The 24,093-nt window shown below is 70.2% G+C and carries 28 protein-coding genes; 13 read left to right on the top strand and 15 right to left on the bottom strand.

What is annotated here, in order from left to right; genetic code table 11:
• Position 1: 1 nt before the first annotated feature.
• From ASD93_RS04035 to ASD93_RS04020, 4 genes are read right to left on the bottom strand one after another with little or no spacing between them, the layout of a single operon-like run.
• The gene (locus ASD93_RS04035; protein WP_056118863.1) at positions 2 to 568 is read right to left on the bottom strand and encodes an alpha/beta fold hydrolase; all 567 of its coding nucleotides are present in this window, start codon (positions 566 to 568) and stop codon (positions 2 to 4) included.
• 36 nt (positions 569 to 604) lie between these two features.
• The gene (gene ychF, locus ASD93_RS04030; protein ID WP_056118860.1) at positions 605 to 1,678 is read right to left on the bottom strand and encodes a redox-regulated ATPase YchF; all 1,074 of its coding nucleotides are present in this window, start codon (positions 1,676 to 1,678) and stop codon (positions 605 to 607) included.
• A gap of 42 nt (positions 1,679 to 1,720) precedes the next feature.
• The gene (locus ASD93_RS04025; RefSeq protein ID WP_056118857.1) at positions 1,721 to 2,416 is read right to left on the bottom strand and encodes an HAD family hydrolase; all 696 of its coding nucleotides are present in this window, start codon (positions 2,414 to 2,416) and stop codon (positions 1,721 to 1,723) included.
• Positions 2,413 to 3,024 (bottom strand): dihydrofolate reductase family protein, encoded by a 612-nt coding sequence (locus ASD93_RS04020; protein ID WP_056118854.1) that lies wholly within the window; start codon positions 3,022 to 3,024, stop codon positions 2,413 to 2,415. The genes ASD93_RS04025 and ASD93_RS04020 overlap by 4 nt, the downstream gene beginning before the upstream one ends.
• Before the next feature lie 93 nt (positions 3,025 to 3,117).
• Here ASD93_RS04020 and ASD93_RS04015 point away from each other — a divergent pair, with 93 nt between their 5' ends.
• Together ASD93_RS04015 and ASD93_RS04010 are read left to right on the top strand one after the other, a co-directional pair.
• The gene (locus ASD93_RS04015; RefSeq protein ID WP_056119213.1) at positions 3,118 to 3,720 is read left to right on the top strand and encodes an exonuclease domain-containing protein; all 603 of its coding nucleotides are present in this window, start codon (positions 3,118 to 3,120) and stop codon (positions 3,718 to 3,720) included.
• Positions 3,721 to 3,766: 46 nt separating this feature from the next.
• On the top strand, positions 3,767 to 5,107 hold the full coding sequence (locus tag ASD93_RS04010) for a DNA recombination protein RmuC (RefSeq protein WP_056118852.1): 1,341 nt from the start codon (positions 3,767 to 3,769) through the stop codon (positions 5,105 to 5,107).
• Positions 5,108 to 5,113: 6 nt separating this feature from the next.
• Here the strand turns inward: ASD93_RS04010 and ASD93_RS04005 are convergent, their stop codons facing one another.
• Positions 5,114 to 5,323 (bottom strand): hypothetical protein, encoded by a 210-nt coding sequence (locus tag ASD93_RS04005; protein WP_056118849.1) that lies wholly within the window; start codon positions 5,321 to 5,323, stop codon positions 5,114 to 5,116.
• Between the two features lie 164 nt (positions 5,324 to 5,487).
• Complete coding sequence (gene glpX / locus ASD93_RS04000) at positions 5,488 to 6,477, bottom strand: class II fructose-bisphosphatase (protein WP_056118846.1); 990 nt, start codon at positions 6,475 to 6,477, stop codon at positions 5,488 to 5,490.
• Between the two features lie 189 nt (positions 6,478 to 6,666).
• Between glpX and fbaA the strand changes: the two genes are divergently transcribed.
• Positions 6,667 to 7,698, top strand: coding sequence for a class II fructose-bisphosphate aldolase (fbaA, locus tag ASD93_RS03995; protein ID WP_056118843.1), 1,032 nt, complete (start codon positions 6,667 to 6,669; stop codon positions 7,696 to 7,698).
• Between the two features lie 79 nt (positions 7,699 to 7,777).
• On the opposite strand, the gene ASD93_RS03990 is transcribed toward fbaA, so the two are convergent.
• The 4 genes from ASD93_RS03990 to ASD93_RS03975 form a co-directional block, all read right to left on the bottom strand.
• Entirely contained in the window at positions 7,778 to 8,488 is a 711-nt protein-coding gene (locus ASD93_RS03990) for an anti-sigma factor family protein (protein ID WP_056118840.1), read from the bottom strand.
• Positions 8,485 to 8,991, bottom strand: a complete 507-nt coding sequence (locus ASD93_RS03985; RefSeq protein WP_056119210.1) for a sigma-70 family RNA polymerase sigma factor — start codon at positions 8,989 to 8,991, stop codon at positions 8,485 to 8,487. The genes ASD93_RS03990 and ASD93_RS03985 overlap by 4 nt, the downstream gene beginning before the upstream one ends.
• Positions 8,992 to 9,073: 82 nt before the next feature.
• Positions 9,074 to 9,637: a DUF6264 family protein gene (locus ASD93_RS03980; protein ID WP_056118838.1), complete on the bottom strand. Its 564-nt coding sequence runs from the start codon at positions 9,635 to 9,637 to the stop codon at positions 9,074 to 9,076.
• Positions 9,634 to 10,674, bottom strand: a complete 1,041-nt coding sequence (locus tag ASD93_RS03975; protein ID WP_056118835.1) for a 4-hydroxy-3-methylbut-2-enyl diphosphate reductase — start codon at positions 10,672 to 10,674, stop codon at positions 9,634 to 9,636. Before ASD93_RS03975 ends, ASD93_RS03980 begins: the two co-directional genes overlap by 4 nt.
• 102 nt (positions 10,675 to 10,776) lie before the next feature.
• On the opposite strand from ASD93_RS03975, the gene xseA reads away from it, so the two are divergent.
• From xseA to ASD93_RS03940, 7 genes are read left to right on the top strand one after another with little or no spacing between them, the layout of a single operon-like run.
• Positions 10,777 to 12,102, top strand: a complete 1,326-nt coding sequence (gene xseA, locus ASD93_RS03970) for an exodeoxyribonuclease VII large subunit (protein ID WP_056118831.1) — start codon at positions 10,777 to 10,779, stop codon at positions 12,100 to 12,102.
• A gap of 9 nt (positions 12,103 to 12,111) precedes the next feature.
• The gene (locus ASD93_RS03965) at positions 12,112 to 12,354 is read left to right on the top strand and encodes an exodeoxyribonuclease VII small subunit (protein WP_056118829.1); all 243 of its coding nucleotides are present in this window, start codon (positions 12,112 to 12,114) and stop codon (positions 12,352 to 12,354) included.
• On the top strand, positions 12,354 to 12,989 hold the full coding sequence (locus tag ASD93_RS03960) for a DUF4245 family protein (RefSeq protein WP_056118826.1): 636 nt from the start codon (positions 12,354 to 12,356) through the stop codon (positions 12,987 to 12,989). The genes ASD93_RS03965 and ASD93_RS03960 overlap by 1 nt, the downstream gene beginning before the upstream one ends.
• Positions 12,990 to 13,024: 35 nt before the next feature.
• Complete coding sequence (locus ASD93_RS03955; RefSeq protein WP_082569171.1) at positions 13,025 to 13,642, top strand: carbonic anhydrase; 618 nt, start codon at positions 13,025 to 13,027, stop codon at positions 13,640 to 13,642.
• A 31-nt stretch (positions 13,643 to 13,673) separates the two neighbouring features.
• Positions 13,674 to 15,068 (top strand): class II fumarate hydratase, encoded by a 1,395-nt coding sequence (locus ASD93_RS03950; protein ID WP_056118820.1) that lies wholly within the window; start codon positions 13,674 to 13,676, stop codon positions 15,066 to 15,068.
• Positions 15,069 to 15,114: 46 nt separating this feature from the next.
• Positions 15,115 to 16,641 (top strand): sensor histidine kinase, encoded by a 1,527-nt coding sequence (locus tag ASD93_RS16020; RefSeq protein WP_056118817.1) that lies wholly within the window; start codon positions 15,115 to 15,117, stop codon positions 16,639 to 16,641.
• Positions 16,638 to 17,294, top strand: coding sequence for a response regulator transcription factor (locus tag ASD93_RS03940; RefSeq protein WP_056118814.1), 657 nt, complete (start codon positions 16,638 to 16,640; stop codon positions 17,292 to 17,294). The genes ASD93_RS16020 and ASD93_RS03940 overlap by 4 nt, the downstream gene beginning before the upstream one ends.
• 77 nt (positions 17,295 to 17,371) lie before the next feature.
• On the opposite strand, the gene ASD93_RS03935 is transcribed toward ASD93_RS03940, so the two are convergent.
• From ASD93_RS03935 to ASD93_RS03920, 4 genes are all read right to left on the bottom strand, one after another.
• On the bottom strand, positions 17,372 to 18,115 hold the full coding sequence (locus ASD93_RS03935) for a hypothetical protein (RefSeq protein ID WP_157536853.1): 744 nt from the start codon (positions 18,113 to 18,115) through the stop codon (positions 17,372 to 17,374).
• Positions 18,116 to 18,305: 190 nt separating this feature from the next.
• The gene (locus ASD93_RS03930; RefSeq protein WP_056118807.1) at positions 18,306 to 19,661 is read right to left on the bottom strand and encodes a PhoH family protein; all 1,356 of its coding nucleotides are present in this window, start codon (positions 19,659 to 19,661) and stop codon (positions 18,306 to 18,308) included.
• 202 nt (positions 19,662 to 19,863) lie between these two features.
• Positions 19,864 to 20,985, bottom strand: coding sequence for an aminotransferase class V-fold PLP-dependent enzyme (locus tag ASD93_RS03925; RefSeq protein ID WP_056118804.1), 1,122 nt, complete (start codon positions 20,983 to 20,985; stop codon positions 19,864 to 19,866).
• Positions 20,986 to 21,027: 42 nt separating this feature from the next.
• On the bottom strand, positions 21,028 to 21,813 hold the full coding sequence (locus ASD93_RS03920) for an isoprenyl transferase (RefSeq protein ID WP_056118802.1): 786 nt from the start codon (positions 21,811 to 21,813) through the stop codon (positions 21,028 to 21,030).
• Positions 21,814 to 21,925: 112 nt separating this feature from the next.
• Between ASD93_RS03920 and trhA the strand changes: the two genes are divergently transcribed.
• Entirely contained in the window at positions 21,926 to 22,669 is a 744-nt protein-coding gene (gene trhA, locus ASD93_RS03915) for a PAQR family membrane homeostasis protein TrhA (RefSeq protein ID WP_056118799.1), read from the top strand.
• A gap of 27 nt (positions 22,670 to 22,696) precedes the next feature.
• Here the strand turns inward: trhA and ASD93_RS03910 are convergent, their stop codons facing one another.
• A complete protein-coding gene (locus tag ASD93_RS03910) occupies positions 22,697 to 23,014 on the bottom strand; it encodes a hypothetical protein (RefSeq protein WP_056118797.1) in 318 nt (105 codons plus the stop codon).
• A gap of 102 nt (positions 23,015 to 23,116) precedes the next feature.
• Here ASD93_RS03910 and ASD93_RS03905 point away from each other — a divergent pair, with 102 nt between their 5' ends.
• A complete protein-coding gene (locus ASD93_RS03905; RefSeq protein ID WP_056118794.1) occupies positions 23,117 to 23,509 on the top strand; it encodes a DUF4307 domain-containing protein in 393 nt (130 codons plus the stop codon).
• Positions 23,510 to 23,597: 88 nt separating this feature from the next.
• Positions 23,598 to 24,089: a transcription elongation factor GreA gene (greA, locus tag ASD93_RS03900; protein ID WP_056118791.1), complete on the top strand. Its 492-nt coding sequence runs from the start codon at positions 23,598 to 23,600 to the stop codon at positions 24,087 to 24,089.
• Positions 24,090 to 24,093 lie beyond the last annotated feature (4 nt).

The following is a 24,093-nucleotide window of genomic DNA, read 5'->3' as shown; positions in this document are numbered from 1 at the left end:
CTCAGTCCCAGTCGAGGTACTCCTCGATGATGACGGCCGTCTGGATCGGATCCGACGACGGGAAGAGGTGCCCGTGGCCCGCGAGAGTCTTCACGCTCGCACGCTCGGGGGCCGTCGACTGCAGGCTCTCACCGTTGGACGGGGCCGTGACCTCGTCGTCCGATCCCTGGACGATCAGCACCGGGAGCACCGGCGCGAGGGGGATGTCGACGTCCTCGACGCCGAGCAGGAGCAGGCCGTTGGCGCGGTCCCGGTGGGCGTCCACGGTAGCGCGGGCGACGGTCCCGCCGAACCCGTGGCCGCCGATCCAGGAGTGGTCCCAGCCCAGGTGATCCATGACCGCGATGACGTCCTCAGCGTGCTCGGCCGCGGCCAGCCGTCCGCCCGAGCCGGCGCGATAGCCGATCCGCACGACGTGGAAGCCGGCCTCCTCGGCCAGGTAATGGCCGACCACGCCCAGTGCGTCCTGACCGCGCTCGGGGACGAGGATGAGCCTCACGGGCCCGTCTCCCTCATCGACGAACGGGATGCGCCGACCCTCGGGCTCGAAGTACTGGATGGCGGTCATGGGAGGGGGTCCTCTCGAAGTCGTTCGGGTGGGGACTCAGACGTTGAAGCGGAACTCCACGACGTCGCCGTCCTGCATGACGTAGTCCTTGCCCTCGAGCCGCGCCTTGCCCTTGGCGCGCGCCTCGACGACGGAACCGGTCGCGATCAGGTCGTCGAAGGAGATGACCTCGGCCTTGATGAAGCCCTTCTCGAAGTCGGTGTGGATCACCCCGGCCGCCTGCGGCGCTTTCCAGCCCTTGCCGATGGTCCAGGCGCGCGCCTCCTTCGGCCCGGCCGTGAGGTAGGTCTGGAGGCCCAGCGTGTCGAAGCCGATCCGCGCCAGCTGATCGAGCCCCGACTCCTCCTGGCCGGTCGAGGCGAGCAGCTCGGCCGCGTCCTCGGGGTCCAGGTCGATCAGCTCGGACTCGATCTTCGCGTCGAGGAACACGGCCTTGGCCGGAGCGACCAGCGCCTCGAGGGCGGCCTTGCGCGCAGCATCCGTCAGCACCGACTCATCGACGTTGAAGACGAAGATGAACGGCTTCGCGGTCAGCAGTCCGAGTTCGCGGATCGGCGCGAGGTCGATCTTCGACGCGGACAGCAGCTCACCCCGCTGGAGGGCGTCGCGCGCTTCGACGGCCGTCGCGAGCACCGAGGGGTCGAGCTTGCGGCCCTTGACCTCCTTCTCGTAGCGCGTGATCGCCTTGTCGAGCGTTTCGAGGTCGGCCAGCTGCAGCTCGGCGTTGATCGTCTCCATGTCGTTCTGCGGGTTGACGGCGCCCTCGACGTGCACGACGTCGTCGTCGGTGAATCCGCGCACGACCTGGGCGATCGCGTCGGCCTCCCGGATGTTGGCGAGGAACTTGTTGCCGAGCCCCTCCCCCTCCGACGCGCCGCGCACGATCCCGGCGATGTCGACGAACGAGACGGCCGCGGGCAGGATCCGCTCGCTGTGGAAGACCTCGGCCAGCTTCTCGAGGCGGGCGTCCGGCAGATTCACGACCCCGATGTTCGGCTCGATCGTCGCGAACGGATAGTTCGCTGCGAGAACCTGATTCTTGGTGAGGGCGTTGAAGAGGGTGGACTTGCCGACGTTGGGCAGTCCGACGATTCCGATGGTGAGAGCCACGGGGGTCGAGTCTACTTGCGACGACCGGCGTGAGCGGACGGGTCAGAGCAGAGGGAGCAGCTCGCGCAGGTCCGTCACGGTGTGGTGGGGATCGGATGCCGCGGCCGCGCCGTTCCGATTGATCCAGACGGCGGTGAGCCCGGCGGCGCGCGCGCCGGCGACGTCGGCGATCTGGTTGTCGCCGACGTGGACGGCCTCCCCCGCATCGACTCGGAGCGCAGCGAGAGCGAGCGCGAAGATCTCCGGCTCCGGCTTGCGATGCCCGACTTCGCCCGACACGATGACGGCGTCGAATCCGTCGAGGCCGACCGTGGCGAGCTTTCCGCGCTGGAGCTCGCTCGGTCCGTTGGTGATCACCGCTGTGCGCAGTCCCCGCTGGCGCGCGGCGACGAGCACCTCGAGGCTCTCGTCATGAAGGCGTGCGGCTCGCGCTTCGAGCTGGATCTGACGCCGGTAGGCCGCCGTCGCGGCATCCGGTTCGGTGATCCCGTGGGCAGCGAGCACCGCCCGCCACACGTCGACCGGCAGGCCGTCGGTCGGCACGGTCGACAGGAGCGGGCTCTCTCCCACGCCGAACCAGTACGCGTGCAGGGCGTGCACGGCGTCGTCGACGAAGCGGGTGCCGAGTCCGAACCGGCTCGCCGCCTCGTCCGCGGCCTCGCGCACGACGTCGTCGACGTGGTCGTCGCGCAGCAGCGTGCCATCCAGATCGAAGCACACGGCCCGCACGCCGCTCACGCCGGATCCACCCGCCAGCGCATCAGCACGTTGCCGGACTCCTCCCACGCGTGGGTGCCGAGCAGCTTGAGGGCGACGGGCGGGCGGGCGTCGAAGAGCGGAACGCCCGAGCCGGCGATCAGGGGGAAGGTGACCAGGTGCAGCTCGTCCACGAGGCCCGCGTGCATCAGGTCGTTCCACAGCACCCGGCCGAGGAGGATCAGGATGCCTCCCCCCTCACCGCTCTTGAGGTCGGCGATCTCGCCGCGGGCCGCTGCGATGCGCACGATCCGCGCGTTCTCGTACGGGGCGAGGTCGTCCTCGGTGATGGTGTCGGAGACGACCACCTTGTCGACGCCGAGGATCAGGTCGGCGAACTCGCGGCGGATCGCCGTCGCGGCCGGATCGTCCCTCACCCCCGCCCAGTAGCCCAGGTTGCCCAGTGCGGACCGCCGGCCCGAGAGCACGAGGGTGCCGGCGTCGCGCAGAAGTCCCGTCGTGTAGTGGTCGAAGGAATCGGCACCCGAGTAGTCGGGATGCTGATGCTCGAAGAACGAGCCGATGTCGTGCTCGTCGTCCTCGTATCGTCCGTCGACGGTCACGAAGTTGCAGACGGTCAGCATGCGCATGGGGTCACCGTAGCCCCACGCGCCGGATGCCGGGGGGTGGACGTCGCGGCGCGCCTCCGGTCAACCGGGCCGCTCGCGGGTGAGTCTGGGCACGTGGCACTGGATTTCACCGCGATCGACTTCGAGACGGCGAACCCCAGCAACGCCTCGGCGTGCGCCGTCGGTCTCGTGCGGGTGCGCGACGGCGTCGTGGTCGACCAGCGGGGGTGGCTGATCCAGCCGCCGGCCGGTCACGATGTGTTCTTCGAGCTGAACACGCGCATCCACGGCATCACCGCCGCCGACGTCGTCGGTGCGGCGACATGGTCCGAGCAGCTTCCCGAGCTTGCCGCGTTCGTCGGCGCAGACGTGCTCGTCGCCCACAACGCGGGCTTCGACATGGCCGTGATCAAGCGGGCGTGCGAGGCGACCGGCGACGAGTGCCCGCCCTACCGGTACGCCTGCAGCCTGCAGGTCGCGCGGAAGGTCTATCAGCTGCCGTCGTACCGGCTGCCCTACGTGGCCGCGGAGGCCGGGTTCGCCGAGTTCGCGCACCACAACGCGACCGCCGACGCGCTGGCCTGCGCCCACGTGATGATCGACGCGGCACGTCGCGTGGCCGCCGACGACATCGGCCTGCTCGCCGAGTACTGCGGCGTCCGGGTCTCCCAGATCGCCGTCGCCGAGGCGCCGGCGGTCACGTTCGCGGTGGTCTGAGACCCGCCGTCACGGCGATGTCGGCGGCCCCCGCCACCATGAGGACATGGACGCACTCCTCGTCTCGATCATCGCGATGGCCACGCTTCTCGTGGGCGCGCTCGCCGGATGGACGGCGGGGCTCGCCCGCGGCGCCGCGCGGGCCGCGCGCGAGCAGGCCGATCTGCGCGCCCGCCTGGCGGGGGCCGAAGCCGCCCGCCAGGGCGTGCAGGCCCAGCTCGATCACCAGCAGCTCCTCTATCGCGAGCTCGCCGCCCAGTCCCGCAACGATCAGGCGGTACGCGAGGAGCGCGAGCGGCGGGAGCAGTCGGTGCTGCGCGCACTCGCCCCCGTCCACGAGACGCTCACGGCGATGCAGGCCAAGGTGGGCGAACTCGAGCGGGATCGGCACACGCAGTTCGGCACGCTGGCCGAGCAGCTGCGCCGCGCACACGAATCCGACGAGGCGCTGCGCGCGACGACCGAGTCGCTCGCGAGCGCACTCCGATCGGGCTCCACGCGCGGGGTCTGGGGTGAGACGCAGCTGCGTCGCGTCGTCGAGGCGGCGGGTCTCACGCGGTACGTCGACTTCGACCTGCAGACGTCGATCACGTCGGATGCCGGCGCCGGCCGCCCCGACATGGTGATCCGCCTTCCCGGCGACAAGGCGATCGCGGTCGACGCGAAGGTGCCGCTCGATGCGTATCTCGAGGCCAGCGCGATCCCGCTGACCGCGCAGGGAGCAGAGGCGGCGCGCCGCCGCGCACTGCTCGACAAGCACGTCAAGGCGCTGCGCGCACACATCGACGCCCTCGCCAAGAAGGCGTACTGGTCGGGTCTGCCGTCGAGCCCCGAGTTCGTGGTGTGCTTCGTCCCCAGCGAGTCGCTCCTCGCCGCGGCGCTCGAGGAAGACCCGGCGCTGCTGGACTACGCCTTCGGCAAGCGCGTCGCCCTCGCCTCGCCGGTGAACCTGTGGGCCGTGCTCAAGACCGTCGCCTACACCTGGACGCAGCAGGATGTCTCCGCGGAAGCGCGCACCCTGTTCGATCTCGGCAACCAGCTGTACGAACGGCTCGGGTCGCTCGCCGGTCACGCCGACGACCTGCGTCGCGCGATCGAGCGCACGGTCGACAGCTACAACCGCTTCGCGGGGTCGCTGGAGTCGCGCGTGCTCGTGAGCGCTCGCCGCTTTCCCGGGATCGACGCGACCAAGCTCGATGCCGTCGCCGAGCCGCGCACGATCGAGAAGAGCCCGCGGCGTCTCACCGCACCCGAGCTGCTCGACGGGACGCTCGCGCTCGACGATCCTCCCGTCCGGAGCGAGCGGGGCGTCTCGCCCGCACCGGCGATCTCGGCGACCGCCGACCTCGGCGATCTCCGGGAGCGCATCGCCCCCGCGAAGGACTGACGCGGCTCAGGCGCCGCCGGGAACGAAGCTGAGAAAGCCGATCACGAGCGCGGAGACGCCGACGAACGCGCCGATCATCCACCAGGCGCTGACCTCATGACCCTCTTCGCGGCGCACGCGCAGCAGGACGTCGGGACGACGTGCCGGATCCACCGCGTTGGCGACGACCGCGTGCGCACCGGTCTGGGGCGACGAGCCACCCACCTGTCCGGACATCGGAACTCCCTCGCATCGGAAACACGTGCGTCGTCATCGACCGCATCGATTCTGCCAGACGGCGGTCACAACCGCGTCACAACACGATCACGACAGTCACACCAGCAACATCAGACGCAGCGGTCCCGACGGGCGTCGTGGTAGCGGGACGGGAAGTCAGACGCTCAGAGCCACTTCGAGGTCAAGTGCTCCGACGTGATGCGGCGCAGCGTGCCCGACGCGCCGCGCAGCACGACGCTCTCCGTATAGAGGTGGTCGCCCTCGCGGCGCACGCCCGCGACGAGCTGACCGTCGGTGACACCGGTGGCGACGAAGATGGTGTTGCTTCCCTTGACGAGGTCGTCGGCCTCGTAGACGTGGTCGTCGAGCTTCAGTCCGGCGTCGATGCCCCGCTGCTTCTCGTCGTCGTCGCGGGGCCACAGCCGGCCCTGGATGTGCCCGCCCAGCGCCTTGATCGCGCAGGCGGTCACGATGCCCTCCGGGCTGCCGCCGATGCCGACGCACATGTCGGTGCGCGCGTTGTGGCGCGCGGCATTGATGCCGCCGGCCACGTCACCGTCGCTCATGAGACGCGTACCCGCCCCGGCGGCGCGGATCTCCTCGATGAGCTCGTCGTGACGCGGTCGATGCAGCACGGAGACGACGATCTCGTCGACCGGCTTCCCGAGCGACTTCGCGAGGCGGCGGATGTTCTCGCCGATCGGAAGGCGGATGTCGACGACGCCGACGCCGGCAGGCCCGGTGACGAGCTTGTCCATGTAGAAGATCGTCGAGGCGTCCAGCATGGTGCCCTGATCCGAGACGGCGATGACGGAGAGGGCGTTGTTGCGGCCGGCGGCGGTGAGCGAGGTCCCGTCGATCGGGTCGACGGCCACGTCGCAGCGGGGTCCGCGGCCGCTGCCGACCCGCTCGCCGTTGAAGAGCATCGGCGCCTCGTCCTTCTCGCCCTCGCCGATGACGATCGTGCCGTCGAAGTCGACGGTGGTGAAGAACGCGCGCATCGCATCGACCGCCGCGCCGTCGGCATCCTCCTTCGCGCCCCGGCCGATGAACGGCACCGCCCGGATCGCGGCCGCCTCGGTCGCGCGGACGAGTTCGAGAGCGAGATTCCGGTCGGGATGCAGGGGGCTCATGTCGGCCGTCAGACTCACCATGGCGCCAGCCTAGTCAGCCCGCGATACGAACTGGGGCAAGTTTCTGCGCGAACGGGCGAAGGAATCGCGATTCTTTCACGAGCGGCAGATCGACCTCGCACCGACCGGTGCCGGGGAGGAGGCATCCGTCATCCCCGACGGCACGGCGCTAAAGTCGATGTGAAGCCCCCTCACGACCAAGGAGCACCCATGCCCGTCGCCACCCCGGAGCAGTACGCCGACATGCTGGACCGCGCGAAGGCCGGTGGCTTCGCGTATCCCGCCATCAACGTCGCGAGCTCCCAGTCGATCAACGCCGTCCTGCAGGGACTCACCGAAGCCGGTTCGGACGGCATCATCCAGGTCACCACCGGCGGCGCCGACTACTTCGCCGGCCACACCGTGAAGGCCCGTGCCGCCGGCGCACTCGCCTTCGCGAAGTTCGCCACCGAGGTCGCCAAGAACTACCCCGTCACGGTCGCCCTCCACACCGACCACTGCCCCAAGCCCGCCCTCGCGGACTTCGTGCTGCCGCTGATCGAGGCCTCGGAGGAAGAGGTCAGGGCCGGCCGCAACCCGATCTTCCAGTCGCACATGTGGGACGGCTCGGCGGTGCCCCTCGACGAGAACATCGAGATCGCCAAGGACCTGCTCCCCCGCCTGAAGAACATCAACGCCATCCTCGAGGTCGAGATCGGCGTCGTCGGCGGCGAGGAGGACGGCGTCCAGCACGAAGGCTCGAACGACGCGCTGTACACCACGGTCGCCGACGTGACCAAGGCGGTCGAAGCCCTCGGACTCGGTGAGAACGGTCGCTACATCTCCGCGCTGACGTTCGGCAACGTGCACGGCGTCTACAAGCCCGGCAACGTCAAGCTGCGCCCCGAGCTTCTCGGCGAGATCCAGGAGGGCATCGCCGCGAAGTTCGGCACCGGCCCGAAGCCGCTGGACCTCGTGTTCCACGGCGGCAGCGGCTCGACCGACGAGGAGATCGCGCTGGCGGTCGCCAACGGCGTCGTCAAGATGAACATCGACACCGACACCCAGTACGCCTTCACCCGCTCCGTCGCGGGCTTCATGTTCGCGAACTACGACGGCGTGCTGAAGGTCGACGGCGAGGTGGGCAACAAGAAGGCCTACGACCCGCGCGCGTGGGGCAAGATCGCGGAGTCGGCGATGGCCGCTCGCGTCGTCGAGGCCACCCGGCAGCTCGGCTCGCACGGCAAGTCCCTCGCCGCGTAGCGCCACCCGCGCAGCGGATCACCGGATGCCCCGGCCCGGCCCTCTCGGGGGGCTCGGGTCGGGGCATCCGTCGTCCGGATCAGTCGGCGCCGGCCACATCGGCCCGCATGAGGACCTTGCCCGAGTTCACCGAACGGATCTCCACCGCCGCGATCTCGTCGGGGCTGAGGGCGGTCCCCGCGCTCAGCCGCGCGGTGGCGCCCGGCAGTGCCTGCCAGCTCGACACCTCGCTCGTCGTGCCGTCGACGGCGGTCACGATCAGCGCATAGGGCCAGCCCTCGCTCCCCTCGCCGTCGGTCTCGCCGTAGCTGCACACCATCTCGATGCGCGTGCCCCACGCGACGCCGGTGAGTTCGACCGTCGCCGTCACCGGCACGTCGACCACAGGCTCGAGCGCGATCACCCGGGCGGGCGCGGGCGACACGATCGACGTCGTCACCGCCAGCACCACGGCGACGATCACCGCGGCGGCGGCGGTCAGTCCGCCGATCCACCAGCCGCGGCGGCGGCGTGCCTGTCGCGTCCCGATGTCGATGACGCGGGCCCGGGAGGCGGCATCCGGCTCCTCCTCGACGACCACGGCCACCGGTGCGGAGGCGAGCATCGAGTCGGCGCGCTCGGCCGCGACCCGCGACAGCAGGCCGATCGTCGGCGCCACGTCCGCGATCGCACCGCGGCAGAGATCGCACTGCTCGAGATGCGTCTCGAATGCTCGTCGATCGGCCGGGCTCAGCGCCCCGAGGACGTAGGCGGCGTCCCAGTCGGCGAAGCGTGCGTGCTCGGCGTTCATCGCGTCACCCCCTTCTCCTGCAGTGCGAGCCGCAGGGCCCGCAGGCCGTAGTGGAGGCGCGACTTGACGGTGCCCTCCGGGATCTCCAGCTCGGCGGCCATCTCGGCGACCGTGAGTGCACGGAAGTAGGCGCGGATGACGACCGCGCGGTGGTCCACCGAGAGCGCGGCGAGCGCCTCTTCGATGAGGATCGTCTCGAACAGGGCATCGGTCGCGTCGGCCTGGACCCTCTCGGGCACGTCGTCGACGACGATCTCGCGGCGTCGGCGCGCGCTGCGCACGTCGTCGATCACGAGGTGCCGCGCGACCGTGAACATCCACGAGCGGGTCGTGGCCGGTTCCTGCGCGAGGATGCGCGGGGTGCGCCACGCCCGCAGGAGCGTCTCCTGCACGACGTCGTCTGCGCCCGCACGATCGCCGGTGAGGTGCACGACGTAGCGCCACACCGGACCCGCATGCGCGTCGTACAGCGCGGCGAGTCGCTCCGCATCGTCAGCCGTCATGTCCACCTCCCGCAGGAGACACGAGGACCGGCATCGGAGAGTTCACCCGCGGGCGTTCGCCCTCGCTTCCCCGAGTATGGGGCTAGCGGATGCTGCTCACCAGCGCATCCCACACCGCAGGGTCGTTCATGAGGGGCACGAGCATGAGCGTCGCCGACACGAAGGTGAAGACGACGCCACCGACCAGCGGGATCCACCAGCTGATTCGACCGCGCCGCAGGCTCATCCACGACAGGGCCGCCGTCACCAGCCATCCGACCGCGAGCACGAAGGCCGCCGCGATGCCCCAGGGACGCCCCGCGGCCGGGTCGGACAGCTCCGCGTCGACACCGAGGATGCCGAACATCGTCTCGGCGTAGGACGCATAGTCGATCAGCGCCGGGAACGACGAGATCACGGTGACGAGTCCGTAGGCCAGGAGGGCGAACGTGACGATGCGGTCGATCGGCCGCGACCGACGGGTGCCCGCCTCCGCCGGCGTGGCGACCGGCTGAACCGCCGGTGCCGGGGCGACCGGCTCGTCGAGCACCGGGGCGGGCTCGTACACCTGCCCGATGTCGGGCTGCGCGATCCGCGCCCGCTGCTCCTCGGGAGTCGCGTACTCGCCGTACTGCGGGCGCGGGCGCGGGTCGGGGGTGGCGGTCATGCCCGACCCCGCCCGCCGAGGGCGCGGTCGTCGCGCTTGCCCGCGGCATCCTGGCGGAGCTCCTTGGGGAGCGAGAACAGGAGGTCCTCCTCGGCGGTGCGCACCTCTTCGACATCGCGGTACCCGGCGCCGGCGAGATCGGCGAGGACCTCGTGAACGAGCACCTCGGGCACGGACGCGCCGCTGGTGACGCCGACGGTCCCGACTCCGTCGAGCCAGGCCTGGTCGATCTCGTCGGCGTAGTCGACGCGATACGCGGCCTTGGCACCGTATTCGAGGGCGACCTCGACCAGTCGCACGCTGTTGGACGAGTTCGCGGAACCCACCACGATCACGAGATCGGCGTCCTTGGCGACCTTCTTGATCGCGACCTGGCGATTCTGGGTGGCGTAGCAGATGTCGTCCGACGGCGGGTCCTGGAGCTGCGGGAAGCGCACGCGCAGGCGACGGACCGTCTCCATCGTCTCGTCGACGGAGAGGGTCGTCTGCGACAGCCAGACGACCTTCGACGGGTCGCGCACCTCGATGGTGTCCGCCTCGTCGGGAGAATTCACGACCGTCACATGATCGGGCGCCTCCCCCGCGGTGCCCTCGACCTCCTCATGACCTTCGTGGCCGATGAGCAGGATCTCGAAATCGTCGCGCGCGAACCGCACGGCCTCGCGATGCACCTTGGTCACGAGCGGGCAGGTCGCGTCGATGGCGAGCAGGCCGCGATCGGATGCCGCGCTCACCACCGCGGGCGACACCCCGTGCGCACTGAACACGACGTGCGCGCCTTCGGGGACTTCGTCCACCTCCTCGACGAAGATGGCGCCCTTGCTCTCCAGCTCGGTGACGACGTGGATGTTGTGGACGATCTGCTTGCGCACGTAGACGGGAGCGCCGTAGCGCTCGAGGGCCTTCTCGACGGCGATGACCGCCCGGTCGACACCGGCGCAATAGCCGCGCGGCGCGGCCAGGAGCACCCGCTTCTGTCCCTGGACAGGGATATCCTGGAGACGTTCACGCCGCCGCGGCACGCGCGGTACGGGCATGCTCACAGGTCGGTTCCCCACAGTGCTGCTGCTCACCCCACGAGTCTACGGGCGGCCGCTGTGCGCGGGCCGAGCGACGACATCCGGTCACGAGAGGACTTGATGACGACCTTCCAGCCCGAGCAGGTGCCCGGCGAGGCTCCGCCCGCCGATTCGGTGCGTCCGAAGGACTCCACACCGCAGATGCCGACGTCGGTGGCGCGGCTCAACGAGACCATCCGGGGATTCATCCAGACGTGGGGCTCCGTGTGGGTCGAAGGCGAGATCACGTCGTGGAATCAGCGCGGCGGGAATGTCTTCGGGCGGCTCAAGGACAACGTCACCGACTCCACGATCGCGTTTCGCATCTGGTCCTCCACCCGCGACCGCCTCCCCACCGATCTCAAGGTGGGCGACCACGTCGTCGCGTGTGTGAAGGCCGACTTCTTCGTCAAGACCGGCGACTTCAGCTTCGGCGTGTCGGCCATGCGCCACGTGGGCCTGGGCGATCAGCTCGAGAAGCTCGAGCGCCTCCGTGCGCAGCTGCGGGCGGAGGGACTGTTCGATCCCGCACGCAAGCGGCCGCTGCCCTTCCTGCCGCACACGATCGGGCTCATCACCGGCGAGAACTCGGATGCCGAGAAGGACGTCCACCGCAATGCCGAGCTGCGCTGGCCGCAGGTGCGCTTCCGCACCAAGTACGCGGCCGTGCAGGGCGAGCGCTGCGTGCCGGAGACCATCGCCGCACTCAAGGCCCTCGACGCGGCGCCCGATGTCGAGGTCATCATCATCGCGCGCGGCGGCGGCGATCCGCAGACCCTCCTCGGCTTCAGCGACGAGCGGCTCGTGAGAGCCGTCGCCGCGGCATCCACTCCCGTCGTCAGCGCCATCGGCCACGAGAACGACCATCCTCTGCTCGACGACGTCGCCGATCTGCGCGCCTCGACCCCGACCGACGCCGCGAAGCGCGTGGTTCCCGATGTCGCGGAGCAGCGCGCCCTGATCGCCCAGCTGCGCTCGCGACTGACCGGACGCCTGACCCAGCGCGTCGGCCACGACATCGCCCAGCTCGAGCAGCTGCGCTCCCGGCCGGCGCTGCGCGCGCCGGAGTCGATGCTGACCGCACGATCGCACGAGATCGAGCTGCTGGTCGGCCGCGGTCGCTCCCGGGTGGACCGCGGCCTCGATGCCCAGGTCCGGCGCACCGCCGAGCTGCGCGCGACGCTGCGCGCCCTGTCGCCCGCCTCGACGCTGGCCCGCGGGTACGCCATCGCGCATCTCGCGGACGGCGTCATCGTGCGCGACGCGGCGCAGGCTCCGGCATCCGTTCCCGTCGTCGTCACCGTCGGACGCGGCTCGTTCGCCGCCCGATCCGAGGGTGAGATCGCCGAGACGGCGCCGTCCCCCGCGCACAGCGGCCCCGACGGCGGCACCGCGACGCCGATCTAGGATGGAAGCATGACCGAGTCGAGCGGAGCCGCGAGCGACATCGCCACCCTGTCGTTCGAGCAGGCCCGCGACGAGCTCGTGCGCGTCGTGGCCGAGCTCGAGCAGGGTGCGCCGACGCTCGAGCACTCCCTCGCGCTGTGGGAGCGCGGCGAAGCCCTCGCCGCCCGCTGCGACGAATGGCTCCTCGGCGCCAAGCGCCGGCTCGACGCCGCCCGGCCGGCCGCCGCGAACGCACCGGCGGAGGGGGTCTGATGGCCCAGTCGCCCCGCATCGTCGCCGAACTCGGCCGCCCCGAGACCCCCGACGAGACCGCCGCGCGCAAGGCGGAGTCGTCCCGCGTCCACCGGGCCAGCCAGAACACGCGCAACCTGGTCGCCGCGCTCATCGTCACGATCGCGGTCGTGATCGTCATCATCCTGGCCGTCCCTCGCGGCACGCCGCCCGAGGCGGCGCCGATCGACGTCGCCGCCGTCGCGCAGCAGATCTCCGCGGCCGAGGAGCGCCCGATCATCGCCCCCGACGCACCGGATTCGTGGCGCGTCAACGTCGCCGCCGTCGAGGGCGACGGCCCGCGCGCCTGGACCCTCGTCTACGCGGATGAGACCTGGTTCCTGCGCGTCGCCCAGGGCTTCGACGCCGACCCGGCATGGCCGACCCGCATGCTGTCGGGCGCGAGCACCGACGGCACCGTCTCGATCGACGGCATCGTGTGGGATCGCTACGACATCGCCGACCCCTCGCGTGCGGGCAACATCTCGGTGGCCTTGGCCACCCAGGCAGGCCCCGACACGGTCCTGATCTACGGAAGAGCCGACGAGGAGACGCTCCACCGGGCGGCCGCTGCGGCAGCGCCCGAGGTCGAGCGCCTGCGCGAGGAGGCAGAGTGAGCGAGCATCCGACGCCGCGGAGAGTGTGGCACGAGATGGCGCGGGGCAATGCCCGCTTCGTCGCCGGCGAGCCCCGCCATCCGCGACAGGACGTCGAGCGCCGCCACGACCTCGCCGCCGGCCAGCGTCCGCGCGCCGCACTGTTCGGGTGCTCGGACTCCCGACTCGCGGCAGAGATCATCTTCGACAAGGGCCTCGGCGACCTCTTCGTGGTGCGCAATGCCGGTCAGGTCATCTCCGACTCGGTCATCGGCAGCCTCGAATACGCCGTCGCGGTTCTCGACGTTCCGCTGATCGTGGTGCTCGGCCACGACGAATGCGGCGCGGTCAACGCCGCGATCGACAGCACGCGAGCGGATGCTCCTGCCCTGCCCCCTCACATCTGGCGCCAGATCGCACCCATCGTGCCCGCGGTGCGCCGCGTCGTGCGCGCGGGCTCCGTCGACGGCGTGCCGCCGATGACGATCGACCACGAGCAGGTCGGCCGCGAGCACCTGCGCGACACCGTCGGCGAGCTGCTGCATTCGTCCGAGCTCATCAGCGACGCCGTGGCCGAGGGCCGGCTCGCGATCGTGGGCGCCAACTACCGACTCGCCGAAGGAACCGCGGTCCCCGACATCATCGTCGGCGACGCCGGGGACGACGACGCCTGATCACACTCGCCACCAACGGAGGAACGACGAAGTGACCGACATCGAGTACCGCATCGAGCACGACACGATGGGTGAGGTGCGCGTCCCCAAGGACGCCCTGTACGCCGCGCAGACGCAGCGCGCCGTCGAGAACTTCCCCATCTCGGGGGATCCGCTCGAGCCCGCCCAGATCGTCGCGCTCGCGCGCATCAAGAAGGCCGCCGCACTCGCCAACAAGGAGCTCGGCACTCTCGACGGCGCGATCGCCGACGCGATCGCGCGCTCCGCCGATCGGATCATCGCGGGTGAGTTCGCCGACCAGTTCCCGATCGACGTCTACCAGACGGGCAGCGGCACCTCCTCGAACATGAACATGAACGAGGTGCTCGCGACTCTCGCGACACAGGACCTCGGTCAGCCCGTCCACCCGAACGACCACGTGAACGCGTCCCAGTCGTCCAACGACGTCTTCCCCACCTCGGTGCACATCGCGGTCACCCAGGAGCTCATCGACGATCTCATCCCCGCGCTCGACCACCTCGCCGTCGCCCTCGAGGCCAAGGCCGAGGCGTGGAAGACCGTGGTGAAGTCGGGCCGCACCCACCTCATGGACGCGACGCCGGTGACGCTCGGTCAGGAGTTCGGCGGCTACGCCCGCCAGATGCGCCTGGGCATCGAGCGCGTGCAGGCGGTGCTCCCCCGCGTCGCCGAGGTGCCGCTGGGCGGCACGGCCGTCGGCACCGGCATCAACACGCCTCTCGGATTTCCGCAGAAGGTGATCGAGCTCATCGTGAGCGACACCGAACTGCCCATCACCGAGGCCAAGGACCACTTCGAGGCCCAGGCCAACCGCGACGGGCTGGTCGAGGCATCCGGGGCCCTGCGCACCGTCGCGGTCTCGCTGACGAAGATCAACAACGACATCCGGTGGATGGGTTCGGGCCCGAACACGGGGCTCGGCGAACTGCACATCCCCGACCTGCAGCCCGGCTCCTCGATCATGCCCGGCAAGGTCAATCCCGTCGTGCCCGAGGCCACGCTCATGGTGTGCGCACGCGTGATCGGCAACGACGCGACCGTCGCCTGGGCAGGGGCATCGGGCTCGTTCGAGCTCAACGTCGCGATCCCGGTGATGGGCACCGCAGTGCTCGAGTCCATCAGCCTGCTCGCCAACGCGTCGCGCCTGCTCGCCGACAAGACGATCGACGGGCTCGAGGCGAATGTGGAGCGCACCGCCGCCTACGCGGGGATGTCGCCGTCGATCGTCACGCCGCTCAACAAGCTCATCGGCTACGAGGCGGCGGCCAAGATCGCCAAGCACTCCGTGGCCAAGGGCATCACCGTCCGCGAGGCCGTGATCGACCTCGGCTACGTCGCGCGAGGCGAACTCACACTCGAGCAGCTCGACGAGAAGCTCGACCTGCTGTCGATGACTCACCCAGGCTGAGCCCCCGCCCGTGTCGCCGAAGGCCGCGTCGCGGGATAATCGCAGGGTGGCTCGTTCGTCACCCCGCCTCATACCCGCGCGCGTCAGGATCCTGGCAGCGATCCTCGCTGTGGCGTGCGTCGGGCTGGCGATCGTGGGCAGCGTCACCTTCCTCGTGCAGCGCGAGCGCGTCATCCAGGAAGTCGACCATCGCCTCCGGGCTCAGATCGACGGTCTCCGCACGTTCGCCGACCCCACCGCGGCGGAGAGCGCGGACGGCGCGACCGACCCTGCCGACGGCGCGGCCACGGCGAGCGAGATCGTCGACGTCCGCGATTTCGACACGCTCGACGACTTTCTCCGTGCCGCCATCGCGACCTTCGTTCCGGCTCGCAATGAAGGCACCGTGGCCGTCATCGACGGCGTGCCGCGCTACCGACCGGGCACGCTGTCGGGGTTCGACGTCTCGGAGAACGCCGTCCTCATCGACCGCGCCGTCGAGGAGACCGCCGACGGCGAGACGACGCGCGGTACGGTCACGACCGAGGAAGGATCGCTCCGCTACATCGCGGTGCCGGTCTCGAAGCCGGACGACGACCGCGAGGGTCTCTACATCCGTGCGGTGGACATGGGTGCCGAGCTCGAACCGGTCACCGCGGCCATGGCCACGTACATGATCGCCGCCGTGGCCGTGCTCGCGGCGATCGGCGTGGTCGGCTGGTTCGTCACCGGACGGCTGCTCTCCCCCATCCGGCACATGCGCGAGACAGCGGACGCCATCACGATCACCGACCTGTCGCCGCGGCTGACGACCTCCGGGAACGACGACATCTCCGACCTGTCCCGCACGGTCAACTCGATGCTCGACCGCATCGAGGGGTCGGTCGACGTGCAGCGCCAGCTGCTCGACGACGTGCGGCATGAGCTGAAGACGCCCATCACCATCGTGCGCGGGCATCTCGAGCTGATGGATCCGGGTGACGCGGGCGACGTGGAGACGGCTCGGGAGATCGGCATCGCCGAGCTCGACCGGCTCGCGCGGCTCGTCGAGGACATCGACCTGCTCGCGGCGGCCGAAGGCGACTCGTATCTGATGGGCGATGTCGACGTGGCCGCGCTCACGGCGCGGGTCGGCGAGCTCGTCGCGGTCATCCCCGGGCACACCTGGACGGTGGTCGCGACGGCCAGCGGCCTCACGCGCGGCGATCCCGATCGACTCCTCCAGGCGTGGCTGCAGCTGGCCGACAATGCGGCGAAGTACACGCCCGAGGGGTCCGCCATCGAGATCGGCAGCGAGATGGAAGCCGACGGGGCTCACCTGTGGGTGCGGGACCACGGACCCGGCATCCCGCCGGCGGCCCGCCACCGCATCTTCCGGCGCTTCGACCGCGCCTCGGGCAAGCGGTCGGTCGGCGGGTCGGGCCTCGGCCTGGCGATCGTCGATGCCATCATGAAAGGCCACTCGGGCACCTGCGTCGTCACCGACACGCCCGGCGGCGGCGCGACCTTCACGATCCATCTGCCAGCCAGGGCAGCCGAGCTCCCCGCTCCGGTGCGAGCGGGCGACGTCCTTCAGCGGGAGACATCGTCATGACAAGGATCCTGATCGTCGAAGACGAGCCGCGCATCGCGTCGTTCGTGAGTCGCGGACTCGAGTCGGCCGGCTACGAGACAGTGCTCATCGAAGACGGCGCCGAGGCCCTCGCCGCGGCACTGCGCGGTGACGCCGATCTGATGCTGCTCGACGTCGGGCTGCCCACCATGGACGGATTCGAGGTGCTCCGCGAGCTCCGGGCTCGAGGCTCGGTCCTTCCGGTCATCATGCTCACCGCCCGCTCCAGCACGCGCGACACGGTCGAGGGACTCGATGCGGGCGCGAACGACTACGTGCCGAAGCCGTTCACGTTCGAAGAGCTCCTGGCCCGCGTGCGGTCGCGTCTGCGCGAGACCACCCCGCAGCTGGGCGTGGCCGTGTCGCACGGCGATGTCGTGCTCGACATCCTTGCGCGGCGTGCCACGGTCGATGGCCGCGAGATCGACCTCTCTGCGCGCGAGTTCGCCCTCGCCGAACAGTTTCTCCGCAACCCCGGCCGAGTGCTCAGCCGCGAACTGCTCCTGAGCCGGGTGTGGGGGCTGGACTTCGACCCCGGCTCGAACGTCGTCGACGTCTACGTCCGGTATCTGCGAGGCAAGCTCGGGTCGGACCACATCATCACCGTGCGGGGCGCCGGCTACCGCTGGGAGTGACGCCGCGGCCCACGAAGAAGCCCCCGGCGCTGGGGGACGCCGGGGGCTGGGAAGAGCCGGATTGGGGGATCCGGCTTCTATCGATCGCGCCACTGCTGAGAGTCGCGCGAGCGATCCTTCTTCGCGCCGTGACCGTACCCTTGGGTTCGGTCACGTGCGGTCGCACCCGCGGTCGCGGGGCGCTCCTTCGAGGAACCGGTGACGGCTCCCCAGGTCTTCTCGTCGGATGCGGTCGAGGGCGACTCCGCGCGTCCGGCGTCGGATCCGCCCGACGCACTCTGCTCTCTCCGGTCGTCGGAGTCACGGGAGCCCTCGGTCTGGACGCGGTCGGCCAGTGCGCGTTCGAGCCGCGTGATCAGAGTCTTGATCCGCTCTTCGCTCCACCCACGGCTTGCCGCCCACGCGCGCACGGGATCCCATGAGCTGGATGCCGCGGCCTGGGCGAGCGCCTCGTCGAGCGTCGGCGGGACCGACGGGCTCGCAGGCTTCGTGGGCGTCTCGGCGACCGGCGACGGGGTACTCGGCACGACCTGGGCATCGGGGGCCGGTACCACTTCCGCCTGGGAAGGCGACGGCGCGGGCTCCGCCGGAGCCTCGGACTCGACGGGCTCGGGCGACGGGGTGGGCGCCGCGGTGGCGACCGGCGTCGGTGCCTCGGCAGCGGGCTCTGTGGGAGGCGGGGCGGACACCGGCACGACGACCGGCGCGACGTCGACCGGGGATCCGTTCGAGTTCGAGAGTGCGACGGAGTTCGTGAGGGCGACGACGCAGATGACCGTGACGCTTGCGGCGACGGTGGCCATGCCACCGACAGCCAGCATCGTCCGACTCTCCACTTCGGCCTCCCCATGCCGCAGCGCCCACAATGGCACCACATCCATGGTGTCAGACCGATGATGCCGCCACGCCGGGTGGGCGTGAGACTTTCCTCATGGGGGAAAGCGATCTCCGACCCTCGCCGGAGGAAGAGGGGCCGGGATGCGGCATCCCGGCCCCTCCCCTGGACCGACGTCAGGCGAGCTCGCCGGCCTCCAGCAGATCGGTCACGAGGGCGGCGATGGCGGACCGCTCGGAGCGCGTCAGCGTGACGTGCCCGAACAGGCCGTGACCCTTGAGCGTCTCGATGACCGACGCGACGCCGTCGTGGCGACCGACGCGCAGATTGTCACGCTGTCCGACGTCGTGGGTGAGCACGACCCGGGAGTTCTGTCCCATGCGGCTCAGCACCGTCAGGAGGACGTTGCGCTCGAGCGACTGGGCCTCGTCGACGATCACGAAGGCGTCGTGGAGCGAGCGTCCGCGGATGTGCGTGAGCGGCATGACCTCCAGGAGCCCGCGCTCCACCACCTCTTCGAGCACGTTCGAGGAGACCACCGAGCCGAGCGTGTCGAAGACCGCCTGTCCCCACGGGTTCATCTTCTCGGCCTGATCGCCGGGGAGGTATCCCAGCTCCTGGCCGCCCACCGCGAAGAGCGGACGGAACACGATGATCTTGCGCTGCTGCTGTCGTTCGAGAACCGCCTCGAGTCCGGCGCACAGAGCGAGTGCGGACTTGCCGGTGCCGGCACGACCGCCGAGCGAGACGATGCCGACCTCGGGATCGGTGAGCAGGTCGATCGCGATGCGCTGCTCCGCCGAGCGGCCGTGGAGTCCGAAGACCTCGCGGTCGCCCCGCACGAGCTTGTACGCGCCGTTGCCCGTCACTCTGCCCAGGGCGGACCCGCGCTCGGAGTGGATGATGAGCCCGGTGTTCACGGGCAGCCCGCGCACATCGTCGCTCGAGGCGACCTCGCTCTCGTAGAGGTCGGAGATGTCGTCGCCCGAGACGTCGATGGTCGCGATCCCGGTCCATCCGGAGTCCACCGCCTGCTCGGCGAGATACTCCTCGGCGATGATGCCGAGAGAGGCGGCCTTCACGCGCATCGGCAGGTCCTTCGAGACGACCGTGACCTCCTGGCCGTCCGAGGCCAGGTGCATCGCGACAGCCAGGATTCGGCTGTCGTTGTCGCCCAGGCGCATGCCCGAGGGCAGCACGCCGGCGTCGGTGTTGTTGAGCTCCACGCGAAGGGTGCCGCCCTCGCCGACGGGGACCGGGAAGTCGAGTCGGCCGTGCTCCACGCGCAGCTCGTCGAGATGCCGGAGCGCCTGTCGGGCGAAGTAGCCGATCTCGGGATCGTGCCGCTTTCCCTCGAGCTCGGTGATCACCACGACGGGGATCACGACGTTGTGCTCGGCGAAGCGGAAGAACGCCCGCGGATCGCTCAGCAGCACCGAGGTGTCGAGCACGTACGTGCGGAGATCCGTATCCAGATCGTCCGGCTGCTCGACCCGCTGACTGTGCTGCTCGTGTGGTGCTCGTGTGGTCACAACCCACTCCCGCCCCGGGTGGAGAACCCGGCAGTCACGAGTCGACCTGGGTCACGAGTCGTGGTCCGAACGGCCGACTCGAACGGGCACCGTGCCCGATGTGATGAACGTACGTCCGCGTCGTGGCATCCCCGGTGCACGACACGCGCAGGAACGTGTCGGGCAGGTTAATTCCCGGATGCCGCGCCCGCGGCATCCGCCCTCACCAGACGCGCGCCGCCGAGAACGCGGCGAGCGCGTCGCCGAACAGGCGGAGCGTGTTCGCACCCGTGCCCACGTGCGGCGCGACGCGCACGAGACCCGCGCGCACGGTCACCGTGAGTCCGTGGTTGGCGAGCGAGGCGGCCAGCGGCGCGGCATCCTGCGGGGCGGGGGCGAGCGTCACGATGCCACCGCGGCGCTCCGGCTCGCGGGGCGTCAGCACGGGCACCTCATAGCGGTCCGCGAAGTACATCACGTCGCCCGTGCGGGCGGCGAGCTCGTTCTCGATCGCCGCCACTCCGACGTCGGCGATCTCGTGGAGCGACGTCGACAGCCTCGCAGCGGCCAGGCTGTCGATGCCGCTGACCGTGAAGGCACGGGCCGAGGCGGCGGGCGGCGGGACACCGTCCATCGGGAGACTGTCATCGATGCCGCGGTACCCGGACAGCACCGGCGCGATGCGCTCGAGGGCCCGCTCGCCGTACCACGCGAACCCTGTCCCGCGTCCGGCGCGAAGCCACTTGTATCCGTTTCCGCACACCACGTCGGCGGCGGTGTACTCGACATCGACCGTGCCGAAGGCCTGGACGGCGTCGACGATCAGCAGGCGGTCGCCGATGACCTCGCGGATGCCGCCGAGATCCGCCCGGAAGCCGGTCCGGAAGTCCACCAGGCTCACCGCCACCGCCTTGGTGTCGTCGGTGAGCCCCTCGCGAACGATCTCGGGGGTGATGAACCCGTCGGCCGGCTCGAGCCACTGCAGGTCGATCGTGCCCAGAGCATCGGCGGCCCGGGTCGCCGCGACGGTCAGGCTGGGGAACTCGGCGCGACCGAGGAGAAGCCCACCGGCCAGACCGTAGATCGCCTGCATGAGCCCGTACGACGTCGAGGGCTGCAGGACGACCTGCGCGGCATCCGTGCCGATCAGCGTCGCGATCAGCTCACGCGCCTCGCGCACGTGGTCCTCGACCAGATCGATGCTGCTGCGCCGACCCGAGCCGAGGAGCTCGGTGTCGGCCTGCGCCTCCGCGCGCACGGCGGGCGAGAGCGGTCCGAACGCAGCCCAGTCGAGATATCCCGGTTCCCCATCGAACGACGCCAGGAATGAATCCAGATCCGTCACGGACACAGTCTGGCACGGTCGCCGTCGCACCGGGCCGCGGTGTCAGCTGCCGTAGCGGCGGTCGCGCGAGGTGAAGTCTCGGATCGCGCGCAGGAAGTCCACTTCGCGGAGGTCGGGTCCGAGCGCCTCGACGAAGTAGAACTCCGAGTGCGCGGACTGCCACAGGAGGAAGTCGCTCAGGCGCTGCTCGCCCGACGTCCGGATGACGAGGTCCGGATCGGGCTGTCCTCCGGTGTAGAGGTGCTCGCCGATCTGCTCCGGAGTGAGGCTCGCGGCGAGCTCCTCCAGCGACCCGCCCTCACCGTCGTGCTGAGCGATGATGCTGCGCACGGCGTCGACGATCTCGCTGCGCCCCCCGTACCCCACGGCGAGGTTCACGTGGAGGCCGGAGTTGTCCTTGGTGCGCTCCTCGGCATCAGCCAGCACGCGTGCGAGCTCGGGCGGAAGCAGATCGGCCCGTCCCACGTGCTGCACCCGCCAGTCGCGCTCGAGCGACAGCTCATGCGCGAGCTCGGCGATGATCTCGATGAGATCGGAGAGCTCCTGCGAGTCCCGCTTGCGCAGGTTGTCGGTCGACAGCAGGTACAGCGAGACCACTCCGACGCCGACGTCGTCGCACCACTCGAGGAACTGGCGCATCTTCGCGGCGCCTGCCCGATGACCGTGAGCTGCCGACTCGTACCCGAGCTGCCGGGCCCAGCGCCGGTTGCCGTCGATCATCATCGCGACGTGGTGCGGCACGGCGCGGCGCTCGAGGCGACGGCGGAGCCGATTGATGTAGAGCCGGTAGAGGGGGCCTCTGCCCTCGTTCGACCGTGCGCGCGCCACACGCCTACGCTACCGCCCTGCCGATCAGCGCCCTAGCGTGGTACGCAGTCTCAGCCTCCTGGGCACTCAGTATGTTCCGGTCGCGGCATGCTCCGAGGCCTAGTCTTGGTGCATGAGTCGCCGCAGCAGAACTCCGCAGGGCCCCGAGGTTCCCGTCCTGCCCCTGATGGACGCAGCCGCCGTCGACGCCGCCAACCCCGAGCTCAAACCCACCTGGCGCGGGTGGATCCACGCGGCCACGTTCCCCGTTGCGATCGTCGCGGGCATCGTGCTCATCTCCTTCGCACAGGGGGCACCCGCCAAGACGGCGTCGGCCGTCTTCATGGCGACGTCGCTTCTCCTGTTCGGCAACTCGGCCCTCTACCACCGTTTCAACTGGGGGCCGACGACCAGGGCGGTGCTCAAGCGCATCGACCACGCGAACATCCTGCTCCTCATCGCCGGCACCTACACGCCGATCGCGGTGCTGGCGCTTCCACCGGAACAGGGCGCGATCCTGCTCGTCGTCGTGTGGTCGGGGGCCTTGGTCGGCATCCTGTTCCGCGTCTTCTGGATCAACGCGCCCCGCTGGCTCTACGTCGCGCTGTATCTCGCGCTGGGCTGGGCCGCGGTCATGTACCTGCCCGATCTGCTGCGTGCGAGCGCGATGATGATGATCCTCGTCGCGGTCGGCGGCCTGCTCTACACGGGCGGTGCGATCGTGTACGGCATGAAGCGGCCCAATCCGTGGCCCGGCCACTTCGGGTTCCACGAGATCTTCCACGTGTGCACCGTCCTGGCCTTCCTGTGCCACTGGACGGCGTGCCTCATCATCGCGCTCGAGCCGTACTCGCCGTCGCTCGGACTCCCCGGCTGATCGGGGCGGAATGACCGGTGGCGCGCGTCAGCGCTGCGGACCGTCGCCCGTGTCGATGCCCGGCTCTCCGGGATCGACGCTCTGGTCGTCGGTGTCCGTCGCCGAGGCCGCGCGGGCGGCCTGCTCCTCGGCCTCGAGCTCTTCGTTGATGTCGGCCCGGACACGACCGCGGCGGATACGACGGTTCATGTCCCACACCAGGAGGATGACGGCGATCGCGACGAAGACGATCGCCACGAACCCCCATACGCCGGGCGTCACCGTCTCGGGATCGGGGAGCGTCGGCGTCGGGCTGGGCGTCACCGTCGCCGCGGCGCGCGCCAGTGCGGCGATCGCATCGTGCATGGGAGATCCTCGTTCTGCCCGGATCGGGTCATCGGGGTGGCGACAGCCGCGCTCCGGAGCGCATAGCCTGGAATCCCAGCCTAATCTTCCGACGGACCCACGATGACGACACAGGACATGCTCGACGAGCGCTACGGCCGCACGCGGTCGCCCCGGCGCCGCTGGGTGATCGGAGCTGCTGTCGCGCTGGGAGCGATCGTGGTCGGTCTGTTCGTGTGGACGACGGTGTCGAACTCGCTGGACGCCGTCGACGTGGACACCACCGGATTCGAGGTCGTCGACGAGCACTCCGTCATCCTCAGCTTCCAGTTCACGGCGCCGATGGGCCGCTCGGTCGCGTGCGCCATCGAGGCGCAGGACGAGGAGCACGGCGTGGTGGGCTGGCGGGTCGTCGAGCTGCCTCCCTCGCAGGAGCATGCGCAGGCGTTCCGCGAGACGATTTCCACCACCGCCCCGGCCACCACCGGTTTTGTCAACGCCTGCTGGGTGACGTAGTCTGGCCCGACTGAAATCGATAGACGCCCTGGCCGGAGCCGGGGCGTTCGGTTTATCGCCAGTCCCCCGCCGACCGAAGGAGTCAGCCGTGTCGAACGACGCCCCCGTGACCTTCCTCACGCAGGATGCCTACGACCGCCTCGTCAGCGAGCTCGAGCGGCTCTCGACCACGGGTCGCGAAGAGATCGCCAAGCGCATCGAATCCGCGCGCGAAGAGGGCGACCTCAAGGAGAACGGCGGCTACCACGCCGCCAAGGACGAGCAGGGCAAGCAGGAGGCCCGCATCCGCACGCTGCAGCACCTCCTCAAGACGGCGACGGTGTCCGAAGCCCCCGAGTCCACCGGCGTCGTCGAGCCCGGCACCGTGATCACCGCCATCGTCGCCGGGGGCGAAGAGGTCTTCCTCCTCGGCAACCGTGAGATCGCCGTCGGCTCCGAGCTCGACGTCTACAGCGAGGCCTCTCCCCTGGGCGCCGCCATCCTGGGCCGCAGCGAAGGCGAGAAGACCTCGTACACCGCACCGAACGGCCGCGAGATCTCGGTCGAGATCGTCAAGGTCGAGACCTACAACGGGCAGTGACCCG

Origin of the sequence: Microbacterium sp. Root180, assembly GCF_001428485.1 — a bacterium.
In the GTDB taxonomy this organism is placed as follows: domain Bacteria; phylum Actinomycetota; class Actinomycetes; order Actinomycetales; family Microbacteriaceae; genus Microbacterium.
Note: the sequence above shows the minus strand (reverse complement) of the source record. Positions and strands in the feature narration are given on the sequence as shown.

Excerpts from the sequence above, each read along its gene's own strand:
- ASD93_RS03940 (WP_056118814.1), top strand. The coding sequence starts at position 16,638 with ATGACAAGGATCCTGATCGTCGAAGACGAGCCGCGCATCGCGTCGTTC.
- ASD93_RS03955 (WP_082569171.1), top strand. The coding sequence starts at position 13,025 with ATGGCGCGGGGCAATGCCCGCTTCGTCGCCGGCGAGCCCCGCCATCCG.
- ASD93_RS03935 (WP_157536853.1), bottom strand. The coding sequence starts at position 18,115 with ATGCTGGCTGTCGGTGGCATGGCCACCGTCGCCGCAAGCGTCACGGTC.
- ASD93_RS03975 (WP_056118835.1), bottom strand. The coding sequence starts at position 10,674 with ATGCCCGTACCGCGCGTGCCGCGGCGGCGTGAACGTCTCCAGGATATC.
- ASD93_RS03905 (WP_056118794.1), top strand. The coding sequence starts at position 23,117 with ATGACGACACAGGACATGCTCGACGAGCGCTACGGCCGCACGCGGTCG.
- ASD93_RS03985 (WP_056119210.1), bottom strand. The coding sequence starts at position 8,991 with ATGACGGCTGACGATGCGGAGCGACTCGCCGCGCTGTACGACGCGCAT.
- fbaA (WP_056118843.1), top strand. The coding sequence starts at position 6,667 with ATGCCCGTCGCCACCCCGGAGCAGTACGCCGACATGCTGGACCGCGCG.
- trhA (WP_056118799.1), top strand. The coding sequence starts at position 21,926 with ATGAGTCGCCGCAGCAGAACTCCGCAGGGCCCCGAGGTTCCCGTCCTG.
- ASD93_RS04005 (WP_056118849.1), bottom strand. The coding sequence starts at position 5,323 with ATGTCCGGACAGGTGGGTGGCTCGTCGCCCCAGACCGGTGCGCACGCG.
- xseA (WP_056118831.1), top strand. The coding sequence starts at position 10,777 with ATGACGACCTTCCAGCCCGAGCAGGTGCCCGGCGAGGCTCCGCCCGCC.
- ASD93_RS04010 (WP_056118852.1), top strand. The coding sequence starts at position 3,767 with ATGGACGCACTCCTCGTCTCGATCATCGCGATGGCCACGCTTCTCGTG.
- ASD93_RS04035 (WP_056118863.1), bottom strand. The coding sequence starts at position 568 with ATGACCGCCATCCAGTACTTCGAGCCCGAGGGTCGGCGCATCCCGTTC.
- ASD93_RS04020 (WP_056118854.1), bottom strand. The coding sequence starts at position 3,024 with ATGCGCATGCTGACCGTCTGCAACTTCGTGACCGTCGACGGACGATAC.
- glpX (WP_056118846.1), bottom strand. The coding sequence starts at position 6,477 with ATGGTGAGTCTGACGGCCGACATGAGCCCCCTGCATCCCGACCGGAAT.
- ASD93_RS03980 (WP_056118838.1), bottom strand. The coding sequence starts at position 9,637 with ATGACCGCCACCCCCGACCCGCGCCCGCGCCCGCAGTACGGCGAGTAC.
- ASD93_RS03990 (WP_056118840.1), bottom strand. The coding sequence starts at position 8,488 with ATGAACGCCGAGCACGCACGCTTCGCCGACTGGGACGCCGCCTACGTC.
- ASD93_RS03910 (WP_056118797.1), bottom strand. The coding sequence starts at position 23,014 with ATGCACGATGCGATCGCCGCACTGGCGCGCGCCGCGGCGACGGTGACG.
- ASD93_RS03960 (WP_056118826.1), top strand. The coding sequence starts at position 12,354 with ATGGCCCAGTCGCCCCGCATCGTCGCCGAACTCGGCCGCCCCGAGACC.
- ASD93_RS03965 (WP_056118829.1), top strand. The coding sequence starts at position 12,112 with ATGACCGAGTCGAGCGGAGCCGCGAGCGACATCGCCACCCTGTCGTTC.